The organism is Mycobacterium timonense (assembly GCF_025821985.1).
GTDB lineage: Bacteria > Actinomycetota > Actinomycetes > Mycobacteriales > Mycobacteriaceae > Mycobacterium > Mycobacterium avium.
In genome coordinates, this window is sequence record NZ_JACKSY010000094.1 from 1 (window position 1) to 20,869 (window position 20,869).

At 69.6% G+C, this 20,869-nt stretch carries 22 protein-coding genes, 2 pseudogenes and 1 riboswitch; of the genes and pseudogenes, 13 read left to right on the plus strand and 11 right to left on the minus strand.

Going from position 1 to position 20,869, the window contains the following annotated elements:
* Positions 1-525 (plus strand): annotated as a pseudogene (locus H7I87_RS20155) (3-hydroxyacyl-CoA dehydrogenase family protein); the annotation flags it as partial.
* Positions 519-824: pseudogene (locus H7I87_RS20160) on the plus strand (3-hydroxyacyl-CoA dehydrogenase); the annotation flags it as partial. The pseudogenes H7I87_RS20155 and H7I87_RS20160, both read left to right, overlap by 7 nt.
* Positions 825-901: 77 nt before the next feature.
* Here H7I87_RS20160 and H7I87_RS20165 read toward each other — a convergent pair.
* From H7I87_RS20165 to H7I87_RS20175, 3 genes are read right to left on the minus strand one after another with little or no spacing between them, the layout of a single operon-like run.
* Complete coding sequence (locus H7I87_RS20165) at positions 902-1,504, minus strand: class I SAM-dependent methyltransferase (RefSeq protein WP_009975104.1); 603 nt, start codon at positions 1,502-1,504, stop codon at positions 902-904.
* 49 nt (positions 1,505-1,553) lie between these two features.
* Positions 1,554-2,414 (minus strand): LLM class F420-dependent oxidoreductase, encoded by an 861-nt coding sequence (locus H7I87_RS20170; RefSeq protein WP_011723874.1) that lies wholly within the window; start codon positions 2,412-2,414, stop codon positions 1,554-1,556.
* A gap of 31 nt (positions 2,415-2,445) precedes the next feature.
* Entirely contained in the window at positions 2,446-3,654 is a 1,209-nt protein-coding gene (locus tag H7I87_RS20175; RefSeq protein ID WP_011723875.1) for an FAD-dependent monooxygenase, read from the minus strand.
* Positions 3,655-3,733: 79 nt separating this feature from the next.
* Here H7I87_RS20175 and H7I87_RS20180 point away from each other — a divergent pair, with 79 nt between their 5' ends.
* Both H7I87_RS20180 and H7I87_RS20185 read left to right on the plus strand, forming a co-directional pair.
* Positions 3,734-4,282, plus strand: a complete 549-nt coding sequence (locus H7I87_RS20180) for a TetR/AcrR family transcriptional regulator (RefSeq protein WP_023861856.1) — start codon at positions 3,734-3,736, stop codon at positions 4,280-4,282.
* A 41-nt stretch (positions 4,283-4,323) separates the two neighbouring features.
* A complete protein-coding gene (locus H7I87_RS20185) occupies positions 4,324-5,316 on the plus strand; it encodes an LLM class F420-dependent oxidoreductase (protein WP_009975109.1) in 993 nt (330 codons plus the stop codon).
* Positions 5,317-5,340: 24 nt separating this feature from the next.
* Here H7I87_RS20185 and H7I87_RS20190 read toward each other — a convergent pair whose 3' ends face one another.
* The gene (locus H7I87_RS20190; protein ID WP_011723878.1) at positions 5,341-5,634 is read right to left on the minus strand and encodes a putative quinol monooxygenase; all 294 of its coding nucleotides are present in this window, start codon (positions 5,632-5,634) and stop codon (positions 5,341-5,343) included.
* A gap of 151 nt (positions 5,635-5,785) precedes the next feature.
* Between H7I87_RS20190 and H7I87_RS20195 the strand changes: the two genes are divergently transcribed.
* Both H7I87_RS20195 and H7I87_RS20200 read left to right on the plus strand, forming a co-directional pair.
* Positions 5,786-6,199 carry a Zn-ribbon domain-containing OB-fold protein gene (locus H7I87_RS20195; RefSeq protein WP_009975112.1) on the plus strand — a complete coding sequence of 138 codons (414 nt, stop codon included), beginning with the start codon at positions 5,786-5,788 and terminating at the stop codon, positions 6,197-6,199.
* A gap of 11 nt (positions 6,200-6,210) precedes the next feature.
* Positions 6,211-7,356, plus strand: a complete 1,146-nt coding sequence (locus H7I87_RS20200) for a thiolase family protein (protein ID WP_011723879.1) — start codon at positions 6,211-6,213, stop codon at positions 7,354-7,356.
* An 87-nt stretch (positions 7,357-7,443) separates the two neighbouring features.
* Here H7I87_RS20200 and H7I87_RS20205 read toward each other — a convergent pair whose 3' ends face one another.
* Both H7I87_RS20205 and H7I87_RS20210 read right to left on the minus strand, forming a co-directional pair.
* A complete protein-coding gene (locus tag H7I87_RS20205) occupies positions 7,444-9,093 on the minus strand; it encodes a DNA repair helicase XPB (protein ID WP_009975114.1) in 1,650 nt (549 codons plus the stop codon).
* 40 nt (positions 9,094-9,133) lie between these two features.
* Positions 9,134-11,392, minus strand: coding sequence for a helicase-associated domain-containing protein (locus H7I87_RS20210; RefSeq protein ID WP_033724887.1), 2,259 nt, complete (start codon positions 11,390-11,392; stop codon positions 9,134-9,136).
* Between the two features lie 129 nt (positions 11,393-11,521).
* Between H7I87_RS20210 and H7I87_RS20215 the strand changes: the two genes are divergently transcribed.
* The 4 genes from H7I87_RS20215 to H7I87_RS20230 are packed head-to-tail and all read left to right on the plus strand — an operon-like array spanning position 11,522 to position 13,162.
* A complete protein-coding gene (locus H7I87_RS20215) occupies positions 11,522-11,722 on the plus strand; it encodes a hypothetical protein (protein WP_011723881.1) in 201 nt (66 codons plus the stop codon).
* Between the two features lie 8 nt (positions 11,723-11,730).
* Entirely contained in the window at positions 11,731-12,261 is a 531-nt protein-coding gene (gene moaC / locus H7I87_RS20220) for a cyclic pyranopterin monophosphate synthase MoaC (RefSeq protein WP_023861855.1), read from the plus strand.
* On the plus strand, positions 12,258-12,740 hold the full coding sequence (locus tag H7I87_RS20225; protein ID WP_009975118.1) for a MogA/MoaB family molybdenum cofactor biosynthesis protein: 483 nt from the start codon (positions 12,258-12,260) through the stop codon (positions 12,738-12,740). The genes moaC and H7I87_RS20225 overlap by 4 nt, the downstream gene beginning before the upstream one ends.
* The gene (locus tag H7I87_RS20230) at positions 12,737-13,162 is read left to right on the plus strand and encodes a molybdenum cofactor biosynthesis protein MoaE (protein WP_009975119.1); all 426 of its coding nucleotides are present in this window, start codon (positions 12,737-12,739) and stop codon (positions 13,160-13,162) included. Before H7I87_RS20225 ends, H7I87_RS20230 begins: the two co-directional genes overlap by 4 nt.
* Positions 13,163-13,241: 79 nt before the next feature.
* Here the strand turns inward: H7I87_RS20230 and H7I87_RS20235 are convergent, their stop codons facing one another.
* From H7I87_RS20235 to H7I87_RS20250, 4 genes are all read right to left on the minus strand, one after another.
* Entirely contained in the window at positions 13,242-14,015 is a 774-nt protein-coding gene (locus tag H7I87_RS20235) for a transglycosylase family protein (RefSeq protein ID WP_023861853.1), read from the minus strand.
* Between the two features lie 13 nt (positions 14,016-14,028).
* Positions 14,029-14,213, minus strand: a riboswitch (cyclic di-AMP (ydaO/yuaA leader).
* A gap of 235 nt (positions 14,214-14,448) precedes the next feature.
* Entirely contained in the window at positions 14,449-14,727 is a 279-nt protein-coding gene (locus H7I87_RS20240; RefSeq protein WP_009975122.1) for a MoaD/ThiS family protein, read from the minus strand.
* Between the two features lie 4 nt (positions 14,728-14,731).
* Positions 14,732-15,826 (minus strand): GTP 3',8-cyclase MoaA, encoded by a 1,095-nt coding sequence (gene moaA, locus H7I87_RS20245; RefSeq protein WP_009975123.1) that lies wholly within the window; start codon positions 15,824-15,826, stop codon positions 14,732-14,734.
* Positions 15,823-16,230, minus strand: a complete 408-nt coding sequence (locus H7I87_RS20250; protein ID WP_009975124.1) for a YccF domain-containing protein — start codon at positions 16,228-16,230, stop codon at positions 15,823-15,825. The genes moaA and H7I87_RS20250 overlap by 4 nt, the downstream gene beginning before the upstream one ends.
* A 163-nt stretch (positions 16,231-16,393) precedes the next feature.
* Between H7I87_RS20250 and H7I87_RS20255 the strand changes: the two genes are divergently transcribed.
* The 3 genes from H7I87_RS20255 to H7I87_RS20265 all read left to right on the plus strand — a co-directional run bounded on the left by H7I87_RS20255 (position 16,394) and on the right by H7I87_RS20265 (position 19,880).
* Positions 16,394-16,801, plus strand: coding sequence for a cold-shock protein (locus H7I87_RS20255; RefSeq protein ID WP_003872914.1), 408 nt, complete (start codon positions 16,394-16,396; stop codon positions 16,799-16,801).
* Between the two features lie 98 nt (positions 16,802-16,899).
* Positions 16,900-18,828, plus strand: a complete 1,929-nt coding sequence (locus H7I87_RS20260) for an acyl-CoA dehydrogenase family protein (RefSeq protein WP_023861851.1) — start codon at positions 16,900-16,902, stop codon at positions 18,826-18,828.
* 47 nt (positions 18,829-18,875) lie between these two features.
* The gene (locus H7I87_RS20265) at positions 18,876-19,880 is read left to right on the plus strand and encodes a glutathione S-transferase family protein (protein ID WP_023861850.1); all 1,005 of its coding nucleotides are present in this window, start codon (positions 18,876-18,878) and stop codon (positions 19,878-19,880) included.
* On the opposite strand, the gene H7I87_RS20270 is transcribed toward H7I87_RS20265, so the two are convergent.
* Entirely contained in the window at positions 19,877-20,845 is a 969-nt protein-coding gene (locus H7I87_RS20270; RefSeq protein ID WP_033726601.1) for an endonuclease domain-containing protein, read from the minus strand. The two genes, H7I87_RS20265 and H7I87_RS20270, sit on opposite strands and share 4 nt — an antisense overlap.
* Positions 20,846-20,869: the final 24 nt, after the last annotated feature.

The following is a 20,869-nucleotide window of genomic DNA, read 5'->3' on the forward strand; positions in this document are numbered from 1 at the left end:
GTGTTCGACTACACGCTGGCCATCGGCAAGACCCCGATCGTGGTCAACGACAGCCGCGGCTTCTTCACCAGCCGCGTCATCGGCACCTTCGTCAACGAGGCGCTGGCCATGCTCGGTGAGGGCGTGGCGCCGGCCAGCATCGAGCACGCCGGCTCGCAAGCCGGCTACCCGGCGCCGCCGCTGCAGCTGTCCGACGAGCTCAACCTGGAGCTGATGCACAAGATCGCCGTCGCCACCCGCAAGGGCATCGAGGACGCCGGCGGCACCTACGAGCCGCACCCTGCCGAGGCGGTCGTCGAGAAGATGATCGAGATCGGCCGGCCGTCGCGGTTGAAGGGCGCCGGCTTCTACGAGTACGTGGACGGCAAGCGCACCCGCTTGTGGCCCGGCCTGCAGGAGACGTTCAACTCCGGCAGCACCAGTATTCCGTTGCAGGACATGATCGATCGGATGCTGTTCGCCGAGGCGCTGGAGACGCAGAAGTGCCTGGACGAGGGGGTGCTCACCTCCACCGCCGACGCCAACNGTTCAACTCCGGCAGCACCAGTATTCCGTTGCAGGACATGATCGATCGGATGCTGTTCGCCGAGGCGCTGGAGACGCAGAAGTGCCTGGACGAGGGGGTGCTCACCTCCACCGCCGACGCCAACGTCGGCTCGATCATGGGCATCGGCTTCCCGCCGTACACCGGTGGTAGCGCGCAGTTCATCGTCGGCTACTCCGGTGCCGGCGGGACCGGCAAGGAGGCCTTCGTGGCCCGGGCCAAGGAGCTGGCCGCCCGCTACGGCGACCGCTTCCTGCCGCCGGCGTCGCTCACCAGCTAGCGCACCACCTAGCGCGAAAAGACGCGAAAGTCCCCCAAAACACCGGGTTTTGGGGGACTTTCGCGTCTGCTCGCCGGCTACCGGCGCTGGAACAGGTAGTAGCGCGCCGGGGTCTTCTCGGCGCCGTCCAGCTCGCGTTCGGGCCCGGCCGCCAGCAGCGTCCAGTCGGCCGTGAACCGGCGTTGCATTTCGGCGTCCTCGACGCCGCGCACCCCGAACCGCCCGCCCGGCACGAACGCGACGATCAGCAGCCGGGCCTGCGGCGCGGCCACCCCGGTGACCTCCCGGACATAGGCGTCGCGGTCGGCGTCGCTCATGTTGTGCAGGCAGCCGTTGTCCACGATCAATTCGAAGCCCGTGCCGATGCCGGCCTGGCCCAGCCGCGTCACGTCGGCCTGCACGAAGTCGACCGCGGCGCCGGCCGCGCCGGCCTTGGCCCGCGCCCGCTCGAGGGGCTTGGCGACGAAGTCGACGGCGGTGACGTTCCAGCCGTGCTGGGCCAGATAGATCGCGCAGTCACCGGTGCCGCACCCGATTTCCAGGGCCTTCCCGGCGGGAAGGGCCGCGGCGTCGCCGGTGCCCTCGACCAGATCGCGCAGGCTCTGCGCCAGCGGATGACCGTCCCACGGGGTGAAGCCGATGCGGTAAAAGATCCGGAACAGCGTCTGTTTGGAAGCCATAGACCACCCTAGGCCCGATCGGCACGGCCGGTCATCGGCTGTCCGGAAGTTATCGGGAGGCGGCGGCGATACGCCGCCATTCCTCTCGCGGGAATGCCGTCGGGTCGGCCAGCAGCACCTGGACGCAGACATGGTCGGCGCCGGCCGAACGATGCTCGGCCACCCGGCGCATGACGGCCTCTTCATCGCCCCAGGCGATGATCGCGTTGAAGAGCCGATCGCTCACCTGGGACAGATCGTCTTCGGAGAAGCCGCTGCGCAGCAGGTTGTTGGCGTAGTTGGGCAGCGCCAAATAGGCGCGCAGCCAATCGGTTCCGATCCGGCGCGCCTCCTCGGCGCTGTCGGTCAGGATCACCGTCTGTTCCGGCAGCAGCAGCGGGCCGTGCCCCAAAGTCGCACGGGCGGAAGCGGTGTGGTCGGGGGTGACCAGGTAGGGGTGGGCCCCACCGGCCCGGCTGGCGGACAGCTTCAGCATCTTGGGGCCGAGGGCGGCCAGCACCCGCCGCTCGATGGGAACGGGTCGCGGCGCGCCGTCCAATCCGTCCAGGAACCTCGCCGTGGCGGCCAGCGGTTTGCGGTAGCGCCCCGGCTGGCCGGCATCGATCAGCGGTGCGTGGCTGACGCCGATTCCCAGCAGGAAGCGGTCTCCGTGCTCGGCGGTCAGCGCGGCGTAGGACTCGGCGACCTCGGCCGGCGAGTGCATCCACAGGTTCAGGATCCCGGTGGCGATCACTGTCCGCTTGGTGGCCCCCAGCAGATGGCCCACCGCATCGAACACCGGCCCGCCGACATCGGGTATCCATAGCGCCGGGAAGCCCAGTTCGTCGAGTTCCGCTGCGGCGTCGGCGGATTCGGCGGGATCGCCGTAGCGCAGCTGGCTGCTCCAGATTCCAACACCGGTCAGTTCCACGAGCGGTCACCTTTCGTCGCACACCATGTTGTCAGACGTCGCTGCCGGCGTAGTCGGGCACCGGCATCGAATCGTGCATCCGGACGCCCTTGGTGTTGAGCTTGGCCAGCGCCCGGGCCAACGACGTCGGCATCGCCGAGACCAGTTGGGCGCCACGGGTTAACGCCCACACCCCGGCGCGGGAACCGGGAATGACGCCGCGGGCGGCGGCGCGGGCAAAGGATCGGCTGCGCCGCACCGATTCGCGCATCTGCAGTTCGTAGGCGGCGAAGGCGCGCAGGTGGTCGCCGTCGGCCCGGGCGAGCTCGCCCGCCAGCACGTAGGCGCCCAGCACGGCCAGGCTGGTGCTGCCGCCCACCGCCGGGCCCGGGCAGTATCCGGCGTCGCCCACCAGGGTGACCCGCCGGCGCGACCACCGGTCGGTGCGCAGTTGGGTGATCGAGTCGAAGTAGAAGGTCGGGGTGCGTTCGGTTTCGGCCAGCCAGCCGTCCACCTCGTCGTGCATCCCCGCGAACGCCTCGCGCAGCAACTCCTTCTGCCGCGCCGTATCGCGGTGGTCGTAGGCCAATTCCGCTGCGCTGCGGAACAAGAACACCGCCCGGGCGTCGTCCAGATGGTCGGCGGTGTAGATCCCGGCGAACCGGCCGACACCGACGTGGCCGACCATCTCGCCGGGCCCGACCAGCGTCTTGGGCGCCGACACCACCGACAGGTAGCCGCCCAGGAAGCGCGTCAGGCCGGCCTCGTCGCCGAAGGTCAGGCGCCGGACGTTGGAGTGTAGCCCGTCGGCGCCCACGACGACGTCGAAGGTGCGTGGCGCGCAATGCTCGAACGTCACGGTCCCGTCGGGCTCGATGGCGGTGATCGAGTCGCCGAACAGATATTCGACGTCGTCGCGGGCGGCGTCGTAATAGACCTCGCTGAGGTCGTCGCGCATGATCTCCACGTGCCGGTCCGAACTGGCCGCGTAGATCTTGGTCAGGTCGATCCGGCTGGGCTGGGGCCGGCCCTCGCGATACAGCGTCAGCCGGGTCGTTCCGGTGGCCAGGTCCTCGATGCGGGGCAGGACGCCCATCTTCGCCGAGATCTCCATGGCGGGGCGGAACAGGTCGACGGCATGGCCGCCGGTCTTGCGCAGCGTGGGCGCGCGCTCGACGACGGTGACCTCGAAGCCGTAACGGGTCAGCCAGTAGGCCAGCACCGGGCCGGCGATGCTGGCGCCCGAGATGAGTATCCGCATGGCCACCTCCCGAATTTACTTAACGTTCGGTAAGCCTAGCATCGGGTTTACTTATCGGTAAGTCAGTTAAGCTGGTGGGGTGGGCAGGCCCCGGTCGGACACCCGAGAGCGCATCCAACAGGTCGCTCGAGAACTGTTTTCCCAACGCGGGGTGCAGCGCACCAGCCTGCAGGACATCGCCGACCGGCTGGGCATCACCAAACCCGCGCTGTACTACCACTTTCCGTCCCGCGAGGACCTGGTGCGCAGCATCCTGGTGCCGCTGATCGAGGAGGGCGAGCGGTTCGTCGCCGAGCATGAGAGCCGCGAGCACACCGAGGCGCGCGAGTTGCTGGAGGGCTATTTCGACTTCCACTACCGGCACCGGAGGGATCTGGTGCTGCTGTTGACCGAGTTGTCCACGCTGATCGACCTCGACCTGATCGACACCGTGCTGGCGTGGCGGGAACGGCTGGCCAGGCTGGTGTTCGGCAAGAGGCCCACGCTCGCCCAATCCACGCGCGCCGTCGTCGCGTTCGGCGGGTTACAGGACTGCTGCGTGCAGTTCCCCGACGCGCCGCAGGCCGAGCTGCGCGACAAGTCGGTCGCCGCCGCGCTCGACGCGCTGGGAGAGCGGCCCCGGCGGTGAAAACCGTTGCGGTGCGGCCGGTGCGGCTAGAGTCCCGGGGTATGCGCTTTGGTCTCTTCATTCCGCAGGGCTGGCGAATGGATCTGGTCGGCATCGAACCCGACGAGCACTGGGCGGTGATGCGCGACCTGGCGCAGCGCGCGGACCGGGACGTCGGCTGGGATTCGCTGTGGGTCTACGACCACTTCCACACCGTCCCGGTGCCCACCGGAGAAGCCACCCACGAAGCGTGGTCGCTGATGGCCGCCTACGCGGCGGTGACCTCGCGGATCAAACTCGGCCAGATGTGCACGGCGATGAGCTATCGCAACCCGGTCTACCTCGCCAAGGTCGCCGCGACGGCCGACATCATCTCCGGCGGCCGGATCCAGATGGGCATCGGCGCCGGCTGGTACGAACACGAATGGCGCGCCTACGGTTACGGATTCCCCTCGGCGGGAGTGCGATTGGGCCGGCTGGACGAAGGCGTGCAGATCATGCGCGACGCCTGGCGCGACGGCAAGGTCAGCTTCAACGGCAGGCACTACCAGGTCGACGGCGCGATCGTCGCGCCTAAACCCCTGCAGGACAACGGGATTCCGCTGTGGATCGCCGGCGGCGGGGAGAAGGTGACGCTGCGCATCGCCGCGGAATACGCGCAGTACACCAACTTCACGCCCGAGTCGGCGGCGTTCGCCCACAAGTCCGAGGTGCTGGCAGCGCATTGCCGCGACGTGGGCACCGACTTCGACGCCATCGTGCGTTCGGTCAACGTCAACGCCGTCGTCGGCGCCTCGCGCGCCGATGTCGACGACCGGCTGCGACGGATCCGCGACCGCATGGCCGGCTACGTGGGCGAGTCCGCCGCCGATGCGATGATCGCCGGCACCAGCGGCGTGGACTCGGCGACGGGCACCACCGAACAGGTCATCGAGCGGCTGGCCAGGCTCCGCGACCTGGGCTGCGACTACGTCATCTGCTACTTCCCCGAGGCCGCCTACGACCGTTCCGGCATCGAGCTGTTCGAGCGGGAGATCATTCCCGCGCTGAGCTGACCGTCCGGCCGCGACGCGGCGGGGTCAGATATCCGAGGTGACGTAGCGGGTCTTGACCGGGGGCGCGGCCAGCAGCGGCGGAAGCTGTGTCAGCTTGCCCTCGCCGGCGCGAAACGCGCGGTAGGCCTCGTCGTGTTCGACGGTCTCCCAGATCTCGTAGACGAGCCAGTGCGCCTCGTCGTCCTCGTCGACCAGCACGTCGGTGCGGACGTTGCCGTCGAACGCCCGGGTGTCCTGTAGCGCCTGGCCCATCAGCTCGCGCCCCGCGGCGACCTCGTCGGGCTTGAACCTGAGCTCGAGTATCACGGTGACCGTCATGGCGCCAACATATCGCTGCGCCGCGACGGCCCGTCGGACGGCCGACGGGAACCCTCAGGAGAATGAGGTTTCCACTTTTCGGAAAGCTGTTATACGGTTCGGTGAGCAAGCTTTGTTGGCGGATTCGTGCACGATCCTGGAGGACCCCTCGATGCAGAAGGCGCTCGCCCCCGAGATCTCTACCTGGCCCGACGAGAGCCCGCAGCTGATCGGCAGCCGGTGCGGCAGCTGCGCGGCCACCACCTTCCCGGTGCAGCAGTGGTGCCCGCGGTGCAGCTCCGGCGAGATGTCCGAGGTGTTGTTGCCGCGCCGCGGGACGCTGGTGGCCTGGACCACCCAGGGCTTCCCGCCGGGCGCCCCCTATGCGGGCCCGACCGGCAAGGACTTCGTGCCGTTCGGCGTCGGCCTGGTCCAGCTCGGTGACGTCATTCGCGTCGAGGGTCGGCTGACCGAGAACGACCCGGCCAAGCTGAAGTTCGGCCAGGAGGTCGAGCTCACCATGGTGCCGCTCACCACCGACGACGACGGCAACGAGGTCCTGACGTTCGCGTTCCAGCCGGTATAAGGAGTCCTGAGATGACCAACGACGTCGCCATCATCGGCGTGGGCCTGCACCCGTTCGGCAGGTTCGACAAGACCGCGATGCAGATGGGGGCCGAGGCCGTCCAGCTGGCCCTCGCGGATGCCGGCGTGGCCTGGAAGGACATCCAGTTCGGGTTCGGCGGCAGCTACGAAGTGTCCAACCCCGACGCGGTGACCCGGCTGGTCGGACTGACCGGCATCACGTTCACCAACGTCTTCAACGCGTGCGCCACCGCGGCCAGCGCCATCCAGCAGACCGCCGACACCATCCGGCTGGGCAAGTACGACCTGGGCATCGCGATCGGCCTGGACAAGCATCCGCGCGGCGCCTTCACCGACGACCCCGCCAAGCTGGCACTGCCGCAGTGGTACGCCAACAACGGGCAGTTCGTCACCACCAAGTTCTTCGGGATGAAGGCCAACAAGTACATTCACGACCACAACATCTCGCAGGAGACGTTGGCGCGGGTGGCCAACAAGAATTTCCGCAACGGCGCGCTGAACCCGAATGCGTTCCGCCGCAAGGAGATTCCCGTCGAGGAGATCCTCAACTCGGCCGTGCTCAACTACCCGTTGACGCAGTACATGTTCTGCGCGCCCGACGAGGGGGCCGCCGCGGTGATCATGTGCCGCGCGGACCTGGCACACAAGTTCACCGACAAGCCGGTGTACGTGCGCGCCTGCGAGATTCGGACCCGGCGCTACGGCGCCTACGAGGTACACGCCACGTCGGCGCCGCTGGACGAGGACGCCTCGCCGACGGTGTACGCCGCCAGGGCGGCCTACGAGGCGGCCGGGATCGGACCCGAGGACGTCGACGTCGCGCAGTTGCAGGACACCGACGCCGGCGCCGAGGTGATCCACATGGCCGAGACCGGTTTATGCGCGGACGGCGAGCAGGAGAAGCTGCTGGCCGACGGCGCCACCGAGATCCACGGCTCGATGCCGGTCAACACTGATGGCGGGCTGATCGCCAACGGCGAGCCGATCGGCGCGTCGGGCCTGCGGCAGGTGCACGAACTGGTGCGCCAGTTGCGCGGCGAAGCGGGGGAGCGTCAGGTGCCCGGCAACCCGCGCGTCGGCCTGGCCCAGGTGTACGGCGCACCCGGCACCGCCTCGGCGACCATCCTGTCGCTCTGAACCGCCTGCCCGGTCGTCCACGAGCGTGCAGCCACTGCGAAAAATCGGCGAAAATCTCGCGCTCAGTGCACGTTCGGCGGTAAGGGATTAAATCGCCGGGCCCAGCAGGTCGTCGGCGTCGCGGATGATGTAGCCGTAGCCCTGCTCGGCCAGGAAGCGCTGCCGGTGCGCGGCGTACTCGGCGTCCAGGCTGTCGCGCGCCACCACCGAATAGAAGACGGCGCCGCCGCCGTCGGACTTGGGCCGCAACAGCCGGCCCAGCCGCTGCGCCTCCTCCTGGCGTGACCCGAAGGTGCCGGAAACCTGCACCGCCACAGCGGCTTCCGGCAGGTCGATGGAGAAGTTGGCGACCTTGGACACCACCAGGGTGTTCACCTCGCCGCGGCGGAAGGCGTCGAAGAGCTCTTCGCGTTCCTTGGTCCGGGTGGATCCCTGGATCACCGGGGCGCCCAGCTGCTCACCGAGCTCGTCGAGCTGATCGAGGTACGCGCCGATCACCAGGGTCTGTTCCCCCGGATGCTTGTCCAGGATCGATTTCACCACAGCGATTTTCGTGTGCACCGTCGAGCACAGCCGGTAGCGCTCCTCGGGTTCGGCGGTGGCGTACATCATCCGCTCGTTGTCGGTCATGGTGACCCGCACCTCGACGCATTCGGCCGGGGCGATCCAGCCCTGCGCCTCGATGTCCTTCCACGGCGCGTCGTAACGCTTCGGCCCGATCAGGGAGAACACGTCGCCCTCCCGGCCGTCCTCGCGGACCAGGGTGGCGGTCAGCCCCAGGCGCCGCTTGGACTGCAGATCGGCGGTCATCCGGAACACCGGCGCCGGCAGCAGGTGCACCTCGTCGTAGATGATCAGGCCCCAGTCGCGGCTGTCGAACAGCTCCAGATGCCGGTACTCGCCCTTGGTGCGGCGGGTGATCATCTGGTAGGTCGAGATGGTGACCGGGCGAATCTCCTTGCGCTCGCCCGAGTATTCGCCGATCTCGTCCTCGGTCAGCGAGGTGCGGGTCACCAGCTCGCGCTTCCATTGCCGCGCCGCGACGATGTTGGTCACCAGGATCAGCGTCGTCGCGCCGGCTTTGGCCATGGCCGCCGCCCCCACCAGCGTCTTGCCGGCGCCGCAGGGCAGCACCACCACCCCGGAGCCGCCGGACCAGAACGAGTCGGCGGCCATCTGCTGGTAGTCGCGCAGCTGCCAGCCGTCTTCGGTCAGGCTGATCGGATGCGCCTCGCCGTCGACGTAGCCCGCGAGATCCTCTGCGGGCCAACCGATTTTGAGCAGCATCTGCTTGACGCGGCCGCGTTCGCTGGGGTGCACGACGACGGTGTCGTCGTCGATGCGGGCGCCGAGCATCGGGGCGATCTTCTTGTTGCGCAGCACCTCCTCGAGCACCGCGCGGTCCAGGCTCACCAGGGTCAGGCCGTGCGCGGGGTTCTTCACCAGCTGCAGCCGGCCATAGCGGGCCATGGTGTCGACGATGTCGACCAGCAGCGGCTGGGGCACCGCGTAGCGGGAGAAGCTGACCAGCGCGTCGACCACCTGTTCGGCGTCGTGGCCGGCGGCCCGCGCGTTCCACAGCGCCAGCGGGGTGATCCGGTAGGTGTGCACGTGCTCGGGTGCGCGTTCCAGCTCGGCGAACGGCGCGATGGCGGCCCGCGCCGCACCGGCGAGTTCGTGGTCCACCTCGAGCAGCACCGTCTTGTCCGACTGCACGATCAACGGTCCGTCAGACATGTTCGGCGCCGCTCCTCCTCATCGTTGGCTCTGTTTGTCATTATCGGCCGGTGGCCGATACCACCGACGTGATGCGGTGGATGGCGAAGTCGCGCAGCCGTCCGGACGCGGAATCGAAGGCCACCAGCTGGCCGCCCCGGACGCTGATCGGCGACACCACCCGCTGGGTGGCCACGCCCGCCGCGTCTAGATAACCGATCACCAGGGTGTCTTGTTCCTTGGCGGCGCGCTGCAGCACGGTCATGGTCAACGCCGGGTCGACGCGGACGTTGCCGAACGGTGCGGCGGTGACCCGGCGCAGCACCGCGACCACCGCGTGCAGGCTCTCGGTGTTGGGCCGGCGCACGGGCCGGTAGGCCCGGCGCTGCTGCGGCGTGGCCACCCGGGCGCCGCGCGGACGCACGTCGACGATGGCGCCGGTGGAGTCCTCGGCCGCCGGGGCGAAGCCGGCGGCCCGCAACGCGGCGAGCACCTCGCCGATGGGCGCCGGCGACACCGCGACGGTGGGGGCCAGGGTGCGCAGCGCCACGTCCTCGGTCGCGGGGGCCGCCACCGCCTGGGCCAGCAGCGCCGGGTCCTCGCAGCGCACGAACGAGGCCGCCATGCCGATCCGCAGCTGCCCGTGCCGGCGCGCGACGTCGTCGATGAGGTAGGTAAGCCCTTGGGGTACCGGTGTTTTCGAATGGTCGGCGAAGAAGGCGTGCATCCAGTCGCGGGTCTTGCCGATGTCGAGGGCATGCCGGATCGACTGCTCGCTGACCCGGTAGACCATTGCCGCGCCGGCCGATTCGACGGTGGCCACGGTGGCGAGTTCCTCGGCCAGATCCCGCTGCAGCGGCCCGGGCACGACGACGGTCAGATCCGCCTGCACCAGGAAGTGGTCGACCGGCTTGGGCAGCGCCCGGGCCATCGCGTCGATCGCGGCCTGGGGGTCGGCGTCCTCCTCCAGCAGCGCCCGGGCGGGGGTGCTGATCGCCCCGCGCCCGACCAGGCCCAGGGCGTGGGCTTCGCGGAGCAGGTCCGCGACGGGTTCGGGCTGCAACCGCTTGGCCCAGCGGGGCCGTCGCCAGATCAGCGCCGCCGACGCCGAGGTCGCGTCCACGCCGGCGCCGGGCGGCAGATCGGACAGCATGCCGAGCAGCAGCCGCCGGTCCAGCGGGGCGGCCGTGGAGTACAGGGCGTCGGTGAGCGCCCCGTAGGGTTTGCCGTCCGGCCCGCGACCGCCGATCAGGGCCGGCCGGCCGGGCAGGTCGAGCCAGCTGCCAGCCAGCAGCTGCCAGCGCTCGGCGGTCGACAGCGCGGCGAAGCGGTCGGCGGCCGTCGTCGGCGCCCAGTACGGCGCCTCGCCGGTGGCAGGCTCGGGGTCGGGCATGCCGCTGGCGATCAGCCCTGCCGCGGCCGCCACTTCCAGGATCAGGCCCAGCCGTTGCTCGTCGATGCCGGTCGTCTTGCTGAGCCGCTTGACCTCGCGAACCCCGAGCCCGCCGCTGCGCAGCTCGGAAACCGGTGCCGCGGACAGTGTTTCCAGCAGCACGTCGAGCTCGCGCAGCAGGTCGATGACCGCGCCGGCGGCCGCCGCGTCGGCGTCCTCGGCCGTCGTGGTCGACACCACCGGGTCGGGCGCACTCAGTTGCAGGGGGCCGGGCTGCTCGCCGCGCAGTACCTGCCCCACGTGGCGGGGCAGGATCACCGTCTCGGCATCGAGGCGCCGCAGCAACCCCATGGCCAGCAGCTGGGGCACCGGCCGGTCGGCGGGTGCGCCCGGCGCGGCGTCGCGGGTGCGGCCCATCGGGGAGCCCTCGAGAAGTTTCTCCAGCACGTCGAGCTGCGCCGGGTCGAGGTCATCGATCAGCGCGGCGATCTGCTCGGCGCTGCGCGAGGAGTCCTCGAGGATGACCTGGCCCGGATGCCACGGCATGCCGCTGCCCGCGTCCGCGGCGACCTGCAGCGCGCCGTCGCCCCACACCAGGACGCGCTGCCGCAGGTCGTCGAGCGCGTCGAGGATCTCGGTTTCGGCGGCGCGCTCGCCGATCAGCGCCAGCAGCTTGGCGGTCGGCACCGGCTGGACGTCGGCCTGCAACACCAGCAGCGCGTCGAGCACCGCCAGCCGCAGGAAATCGAGGTCGTCGGTGGCGGCCTTGATCGACTGGCGGGCCTGGGCTCGCGCGGCCAGTGCGGCGATGCTGCCGGGCGGCGGCTGGGCCAGGTCCGGCCGCAATTCCAGCAGTCGGATCAGCCGCTCGTCGGACAACTCGGCCAGCCACGACCCCAGCGGGATATCCGGGGTGTTGTCGGTCATTGCTGACCAGCGTAAAGCAGGTGACGGGTGGCCAGCAGACCTCCGCGAGCGCCAGGCCGACACCTGTTGGGAACCCCGAACCTGCGGTCTTGCGGCGACGTTGCCAGGCCACCTGTCAGAATGGAACCCGTGGCTGACATTGCTGAGGGCAAAGCACGCAAGAACAGGTATGTCGACAACGGCTGGCCGACCACCGACCCCGACGACCACGCGGTCAGTGAACTCGTGACCGACCGGACCGGCGCGCTGTCGCCGTTCGGCGAGCTGGTGTTCCCGCTGCCCGCCACCGAGCTGCCCTACCTGCACCCGGTCACCGTCGTCAATCGGTAGGTCGCCGGATGGCCAGGGCCCCTGAGGCCTCGACAGCCTCGGCGACCCGGGCGTCGGGAGAACCCCGCTCGGGTGCCCTGTCACACCTGGACGAGCGGGGGGCCGCGCACATGGTCGACGTCAGCGGGAAGGCGCCCAGCAAGCGCACCGCCGTCGCCGCCGGGGTGCTGCGCACCTCGGCGGACGTGGTGGCGCTGATCTCGACCGGCGGGCTGCCCAAGGGTGACGCGCTGGCCACCGCCCGGGTGGCGGGCATCCAGGCCGCCAAGCGCACCAGCGACCTGATCCCGCTGTGCCATCAGCTGGCGCTCACCGGGGTCGACGTCGACTTCGCCGTGGGCGAGTCGGACATCGAGATCACCGCGACGGTGACCAGCACCGACCGCACCGGCGTGGAGATGGAGGCGCTGACCGCGGTCAGCGTGGCGGGCCTGACGCTCTACGACATGATCAAAGCGGTCGACCCGGCCGCGCGCATCGACGACGTTCGAGTGCTCCGCAAGGAAGGCGGCAAAACCGGAATGTGGACACGGTCATGACCACCCGATCGGCCCGCGTCATCATCGCCTCCACGCGTGCGTCGTCCGGAGAGTACGAGGACCGCTGCGGGCCGATCATCACCGAATGGCTTGCCCAGCAAGGCTTTTCGTCGGCGCAGCCGGAGGTGGTCGCCGATGGGCCGCCGGTCGGTGAGGCGCTGCGCAAGGCCATCGACGACGACGTCGACGTCATCCTCACCTCCGGCGGCACCGGCATCGCGCCCACCGACAGCACCCCGGATCAGACCGTGGCCGTCGTCGATTACCTGATTCCCGGCCTGGCCGAAGCGATCCGCCAATCGGGTCTGCCGAAGGTGCCGACGTCGGTGTTGTCCCGCGGTGTGTGCGGGGTGGCCGGGCAGACCCTGATCGTCAACCTGCCGGGTTCGCCGGGCGGGGTGCGCGACGGCCTGGGCGTGCTCGCCGGTGTGCTCGACCACGCCCTCGACCAGCTCGCCGGTAAAGATCACCCGCGATGACGCTCGTTGTGCGCGCCGCCGTGACCGAGCACCCGATCGTGCTGGCCGAGCACGAGGAACTGGTCGGCCATCAGTCGGCCGGGGCGGTCGTCGGGTTCGTCGGGATGATCCGCGACCACGACGGCGGGCGGCGGGTGGTTCGGCTGGAGTACTCCGCGCATCCGAGCGCCGGCGAGGTCATGGCCGAGGTGGTGGCCGAGGTGGCGCAGCGGTCCAGCGGGGTGCGGGCCGTCGCCGCCAGCCATCGGATCGGTGTGCTCAGCATCGGCGAGGCGGCGCTGGTGGCCGCCGTGGCCGCCGACCACCGGCAGGCCGCATTCGACACCTGCGCACAGCTGGTGGACACCGTCAAGGCGCGATTGCCGGTGTGGAAGCACCAGTTCTTCGCCGACGGCACCGACGAATGGGTGGGCTCGGCCTGAGACCTGGATGCGCCGTGCCCAACACGCCCCGACAGGAGGGTTTTCGGGGCGTGTGGGGAATCCCGGTGGGGTTAGCGCGTCAGGCGCTGGGTGCGGGCTGCACCAGGGCGTCGAGCGCGTCGTTGCCCTGAACGTCTTGGGCGCGAATCGCTTCCCACAGACGCTGGGTGTAACCGGCTTCCGAGACGTGGTCGGGCATGCCGGCCGGCACGAAACCGTGGAAGTCGCCGTCCGGGGCCGGTGCGTCCGCCGGCGGTGCGGGTGGTGTGGCGTCGGCCGGGGGCGCGGGCGGCAGGTCGGCGGGCGCGGGCGGTAGGTCGGCGGGAGCCGGCGGCGGTGCGTCGGGCGCCGGCGCGTTCGGAGGTGCCGGCCGGTCGAAGGAGGCGAGCTGCACCGGGGCCGGCGGGGGCGCGTCCGCGGGCGGGGCCTGCGGGACGCCGTTGACACCGGGTGCGTCCAGACCGGCCGGGGCGGGTACGTCGCGCGGGGTCGGGCCGGACAGCGGCCCCCCGCACACCGGCCACGCGCCGCGGCCCTGGGTGGCCAGCACCCGCTCGGCGACCGCGATCTGTTGCTCCCGGGTGGCCAGCTCGGCCGACGGCGCGTACTCGCCGCCGCCGTGCGCGGCCCAGGTGCTCGCGCTGAACTGCACACCGCCGTGGTAGCCGTTGCCGGTGTTGATGCCCCAGTTGCCGCCGGACTCGCAGCGGGCTACCTGATCCCATTCGCCGTCGGTGGCCGCGGCCGCCTGGCCGGCCATGGCGATGGCGCCGCCACCAAGCACTGCGCCGGTAACGGCGATCTTGGCGACGCTGACACTGGAAGTGGTGGGCTTACGGTGACGTCCACTCATACGCGCCGATGTATTCCTCTCTCGTCACGCGCCTGCGAGGTCAGCTGTCGGGTTCGGGTTGGAGAGGCCACCCGGCCGGCGTGGTCGTCGAAGCGACGACGTCGGCTTCACCCCTAGGAGCCGCGGGCGGCTCCAGTCCGATCACGGTGGACCGGTGGGTCCCCCGTCTCCATCCATGTGGTTCGGTTGCCCCCGCCTATTGGATGGAGCTCGGCGCGATAGGGAGGGGAGGTCCGCCAATCGGGATGGCTGGCGAGCCTTCGGAGACGTTAACGGTTTCTGTTGGTCTCGTCACGTCTGGCGAAACCCGGCGTTTCCCTCGCAGCCATCTGCGAAAACCGCAGGAACACAAAGCGTTTGCGCAGCTCAGAACGGGCGAGACCGGCGCGTGATCGCGCCGTTATCATTCCGTGACGTGAGATATTTCACAGTTTCAGCCGCCGGAGAACGGCGGCAAAACGTCGATCGTGTCACCGGACCGCAACGACTGGGTCTCGTCGCGGACCGCGATCCCGTCACACAGGTAGGAGCAGCGGCTCAACACCTCGGCCAGGCGGGATCCGCGCACCGCGAGCCGCTCGACCAGCTCGCCCACCGTGGTGCCGGGCCGCACCACCACCGTCTCCGACTCGGCGCCCGCCGCCGCCCGGGCGGCCGCGAAGTAGCGCACCGTCACCGAGATGCCGTTGGCCTGGACCGGGGCGCGTCCCATCGGGCTAGCCACCGATCGCGCTCATCGGGCGGTCGGGCTGGATGAAGTTCGGGTCGTTGATGCCGTGACCGGCGGGCTTGGCCCACATCGCGGCGCGCCACGCCGCCTCGACGGCGTCGTCGGCTGCGCCGCCGCGCAGCAGCCCGCGCAGGTCCGTCTCCCGCGTCGAGAACAGGCAGCTGCGGATCTGCCCGTCGGCCGTCAACCGGGTGCGGTCGCAGGTCGAGCAGAACGCGTGCGAGACCGACGCGATGACACCGAATTTCCCGCCGGGCGTTCCCGGGCCGGTGTCGACCAGCCACAGCTGGGCCGGAGCCGATCCGCGCGGTGCGGGGTCGGGACGCAGCCGAAAATGCTTGCGCAGCACCGCCAGCACCGCGTCGGCACTCAGCGCGGCGTCCCGCCGCCATTGGTGCCCCGCGTCCAGCGGCATCTGTTCGATGACGCGCAGCTGGTAGCCGTATTCGAGGCAGTACCGCAACAACTGCACGACGTCCTCGCGTCCGGTGGCGGGGTCGAGCACCGCGTTCACCTTCACCGGCGTCAGACCCGCTTCTTTGGCGGCGGCCAAGCCGGCCAGCACGTCGGCGAGCCGGTCGCGGCGGGTGATGGCCGCAAAATGTTCCCGGTCCACGCTGTCCAGCGAGATGTTGACGCGGTCCAGTCCGGCGCGGGCCAGCCCGGCGGCCCGGCGGGCCAGTCCCACGCCATTGGTGGTCAGCGAGATCTCCGGGCGGGGCCGCAGTGCGGCCGCCGCGGCCACCGCCTCTTCGAGATGGCGGGCCAACAGCGGCTCGCCGCCGGTGAACCGCACGCTGGTGACCCCCAACCGGGTGACCGCGATGCGCATCAGCCTGGTCAGCTCGTCGGAGGTCAGCAGCTGTTCGCCGGGCAGCCAGTCGAGGCCCTCGGCGGGCATGCAGTAACTGCACCGCAGGTTGCAGCGATCGGTCAGCGAGATCCGCAGATCGGTGGCGACGCGCCCATAGGTGTCGCGCAGCGGGCCGCTCGACGGCGCCGGCGCGGCAAGCGCGCCGTCGGCGGCCGGGCCGTCGAAGCGGCTCGGCATGGTCGGCAGACCCAGCGCGGTCAGCGTCATGCGGCCACCGGCGGAGCGTGCGGAACCGGTGAGCCGACCGGGACGATCTGCTTGCCCAGCGGCATCAGCGACACCGGAATCAGTTTCAGGTTGGCCAGTGCGAGCGGGATGCCGACGATCGTCAGCGCCATCGCGGCCGCGCTGAGGATATGGCCAATCGCCAGCCACACGCCGAACAGCACCACCCAGATGACGTTTCCGATCAGGGCGCCGGAGCCGGCAGTCGGCTTGTCGACGATGGTGCGGCCGAACGGCCACAGCGCGTAGGACGCGATGCGCAGCGACGCGAAGCCGAACGGGATGGTGATGATGAGCAGGAAGCAGACGAGCGCCGCCGCCAGGTATCCGACGGCCATCCACAGCCCGCCGAACACCAGCCAGATGACATTGAGAATCAGGCGCATATCTCCTCCGCGGTATTACCAAGCGTACCGAGTGACGAATAACGGGGGTGCTCGCGAGGCGCGCACCCGAGTAGGATCAGACTCTTAATACGGCGTCCTGCGCAGGCGGGACGCTTATTGTGTTGCCTATTTCATTGATTCGTCAGACAAGCAGGTGAGACCAGTGCCGACCGGCAAGGTTAAGTGGTACGACGCTGACAAGGGCTTCGGCTTCCTGTCCCAGGAGGACGGTGAAGACGTGTACGTCCGCTCGTCGGCGTTGCCCGCTGGCGTCGAGGGGCTCAAAGCGGGCCAGCGCGTGGAATTCGGCATCGCCTCCGGCCGCCGCGGACCGCAAGCGTTGAGCCTCAAGCTGATTGAGCCGCCGCCGAGCCTGACCAAGGCGCGGCGCGAGGGGCCTGCCGAACACAAGCACAGCCCCGACGAGCTGCACGGCATGGTCGAGGACATGATCACGCTGCTGGAAAGCACCGTCCAACCCGAGCTGCGCAAGGGCCGCTACCCCGACCGCAAGACCGCGCGCCGGGTCTCCGAGGTGGTCAGGGCGGTGGCCCGCGAGCTGGACGCCTGACACATCGTTTGTCAGCGCCTGTTTGCAGTTGACCGTGGTGGCGGGCCGCGCACGGGGTACTCACACCCCATTGACGGCCGGCGAGCAGGGAGGCTGCGATGGCACAGCAAACGCAGGTCACCGAGGAGCAGGCGAGAGCGCTCGCCGAGGAGTCGCGCGAGACCGGTTGGGACAAACCGTCCTTCGCGAAGGAACTGTTTTTGGGTCGCTTTCCGCTGGAGCTGATCCACCCGTTCCCCCAACCCTCGGACGCCGACGAGGCCCGCACCCGCGCGTTCCTCGACCAGTTGCGGAAATTTCTGAACACGGTCGACGGCAGCGTGATCGAACGCGACGCCGAAATTCCCGCCGAATATGTGCGGGGCCTGGCCGACCTGGGTTGTTTCGGCATGAAAATTCCGTCCGAATTCGGCGGGCTGAACATGTCCCAGGTCGCCTACAACCGGGCGCTGATGATGATTTCGTCGGTTCATCCCAGCCTCGGCGCGTTGCTTTCGGCGCATCAGTCGATCGGGGTGCCCGAGCCGCTCAAGCTCGCCGGGACGCCCGAGCAGAAGCGTAAATTCCTGCCGCGCTGCGCCGCGGGGTCCATCTCGGCGTTCCTGCTCACCGAACCGGACGTGGGCTCCGACCCGGCGCGGCTGGCGTCGACGGCCACCCCGGTCGACGACGGCAAGGCCTACGAACTCAACGGCGTGAAACTGTGGACCACCAACGGTGTGGTCGCCGAGCTGCTGGTGGTGATGGCGCGGGTGCCCAAGTCCGAGGGACACCGCGGCGGGATCAGCGCCTTTGTGGTGGAGGCCGATTCCCCGGGCATCACCGTGGAGCGGCGCAACAAGTTCATGGGGTTGCGCGGCATCGAGAACGGCGTGACCCGGCTGCACCGGGTTCGGGTGCCCAGCGAAAATCTGGTCGGCCGCGAGGGTGACGGCCTGAAGATCGCGCTGACCACCCTCAACGCCGGGCGGCTGTCGATACCCGCGAGCGCCACCGGGTCGGCGAAGTGGGCGCTCAAGATCGCGCGCGAATGGTCCGGCGAGCGGGTGCAGTGGGGCAAGCCGCTGGCCGAACACGAGGCGGTGGCCCGCAAGCTGTCGTTCATCGCCGCGACCGTCTACGCGCTGGACGCGGTGCTGGAGCTGTCCGCCCAGATGGCCGACGAAGGACGCAACGACATCCGGATCGAGGCGGCCCTGGCCAAGTTGTGGTCCAGCGAGATGGCCTGTGTCATCGCCGACGAGGTGATGCAGATCCGCGGCGGGCGGGGCTATGAGACCGCCGAGTCGTTGGCCGCGCGCGGCGAACGGGCGGTAGCCGTCGAGCAGGTGCTGCGCGATCTGCGGATCAACCGCATCTTCGAGGGCGCCAGTGAGATCATGCGGCTGCTCATCGCCCGCGAGGCGGTCGACGCGCACCTCGCCGCGGCGGGTGACCTGGCCAAGCCGGACGCCGGTCTGCGGGAGAAGGCCGCCGCCGCGGTCGGGGCGAGCGGGTTCTACGCAAAGTGGTTGCCGCAGCTGGTTTTCGGTGAAGGTCAGCGTCCGCGGGCCTACCACGAGTTCGGGGCGTTGGCCCGTCACCTGCGGTTCATCGAACGATCCAGCCGCAAGCTGGCGCGCAACACCTTCTACGGCATGGCCCGCTGGCAAGCCAAGCTCGAGCAGCGGCAGGGCTTTCTCGGGCGGGTGGTCGACATCGGCGCCGAACTGTTCGCGATGTCGGCGGCCTGCGTGCGCGCCGAGGCGCAACGCAACGCCGATCCGGTGCTCGGTCAGCAGGCCTACGAGCTGGCCGAGGCGTTCTGCGCGCAGGCGACCCTGCGGGTGGAAGCGCTGTTCCAGGCGTTGTGGGACAACACCGACACCGGTGATGTCGCGCTGACCCGCAACCTGCAGCGAGGCCGCTACACCTGGCTCGAGGACGGCATCATCGACCAGTCGGAAGGCTCCGGGCCGTGGATCGCCCATTGGGAAGAGGGCCCGTCGACCGAGGTCAATCTGGCGCGGCGGTTTCTGACGATCTGATTCGCGTCGCTCGGGTGGACATCGGGCGTCCGGGCAGTATTGGAGGTATGGCCAGCTACGTCGCCGGGTCGGGGGAGTTCACCCGCGACACCGACTACATCACCACCCGCATCACCGCCGACGGCCGCGACGGCTACCCGGTCGAGCCCGGCCGCTATCGGCTGGTCGTGGCGCGCGCCTGCCCGTGGGCCAACCGGGCGATCATCGTGCGCCGGCTGCTGGGCCTGGAAAGCGTTCTGTCCATTGGCTTTTGCGGCCCCACCCACGACGAGCGCAGCTGGACGTTCGATCTCGATCCCGGCGGCGTCGACCCGGTCCTCAAGATTCCCCGGCTGCAGGACGCCTACTTCAAGCGGTTCCCCGGCTACCCCAAGGGCATCACGGTGCCCGCCATCGTGGACGTCGGGACCGGGGCGGTGGTGACCAACGACTTCGCGCAGATGACGCTGGATCTGTCGACGGAGTGGACCGCATACCACCGCGACGGTGCGCCCGAGCTGTACCCCGAGCGGCTGCACGCCGAGATCGATGAGGTGAACAAGCGGGTGTACACCGAAATCAACAACGGTGTGTACCGGTGCGGCTTCGCCGGTTCGCAGCAGGCCTACGAGGCGGCCTACGACCGGCTGTTCACCGCGCTGGACTGGGTGAGCGATCGGCTGGCCGATCGGCGATACCTGGTGGGCGACACCATCACCGAGGCCGACGTGCGGCTGTTCACCACCCTGGCCCGGTTCGACGCCGTCTACCACGGCCACTTCAAATGCAACCGCAGCAAGCTGAGCGAGATGCCGGTGTTGTGGGCCTATGCCCGGGACCTGTTCCAGACGCCGGGCTTCGGCGACACCGTCGACTTCGTCCAGATCAAGCAGCACTACTACATCGTCCACTCCGACATCAACCCCACCGGGATCGTGCCGAAGGGGCCCGACCTCGCCGGCTGGCTGACACCGCATGGGCGAGAAGCGTTGGGCGGCAGGCCGTTCGGCGACGGCACGCCGCCGGGCCCGCCGGTCGAAGCGGAGCGGGTGCCCGCCGGCCACGGCGCCTAAGGGCGGCCCTTGCCGCCGAACGGCCGGCCCTTGCCGCCGAACGTCGACTTGTTGGGCGAAATCGGCTGGGTTGTGCCCAACAAGTCCACGCTGGGCGATCGAAGCGGGCACTTCGATGCGCGCAGGGCGTTGCGGGTGCGCGACAGGATGTCGTACGGGCGGTATCGCAGCATGTCGGCGCTCACCTGGACGATCGTCCAACCACGCGCCTCGAGTTCGGCCAACCGGTCGATGTCGCGGGTCCGCTGCGCGGGGTCCGTCCAATGCTGGGCGCCGTCGAATTCCACGCCGACCTTCCATTCCTCCCATCCCATGTCGATGCGCGCCAGCACCGCGCCCCATTCGTTGCGTACTTCGATCTGGGTTTGTGGGCGCGGCAATCCGCTGCCGGCGAGGAGCAACCGGGTCTTCGTCTCGTACGGTGATTCGGCGCCGCCGTCGACCAGAGTCAGGACACGTCGCAACTGCACCAGTCCGCGGGCTCCGCGGTGCCGGTCGGCCAGCAGCTCGACGTCTGCTGTCTTCACGTCGCTCGCATGCATGAGGGCGTCGAGCCGAATCACCGCGGTAGTCAAGCCCTTTCGCCGGCCCAGGTCGAATGCCGTGCGTGCCGGCGTGGTGAGGCTCATCCCGTCGCGCATCGTCGTCTCGTCGTCGCAAAGGGTGTCACTGTGCAAGATGATGCCGCGGGCCTTGTCTCGGCCGGCGCGGTTGAGCTCGGCGGGCAGCCAGTCGTCGATCCACGCGGTGCGGTGTAGCGCCGCCGCGGACAGGCCCGCCAACGTTGCGGTCCGTCCGGACCACAGCCAGGCGGCGACGGCCCGGGTCACCGGCGTCAGCTGCTGCCCACGACGGACGTATACGTTGCGGTGAACCATCGTGAATTCGGTTCGCAACCGGTGCCGGGTGACGACCCCGGCCGCTAGTGCGTCGGTGCCTCGAAAAGGCCAGTCAGGGATTCCCATGGGGACACGGTGCCGGTGGGCACC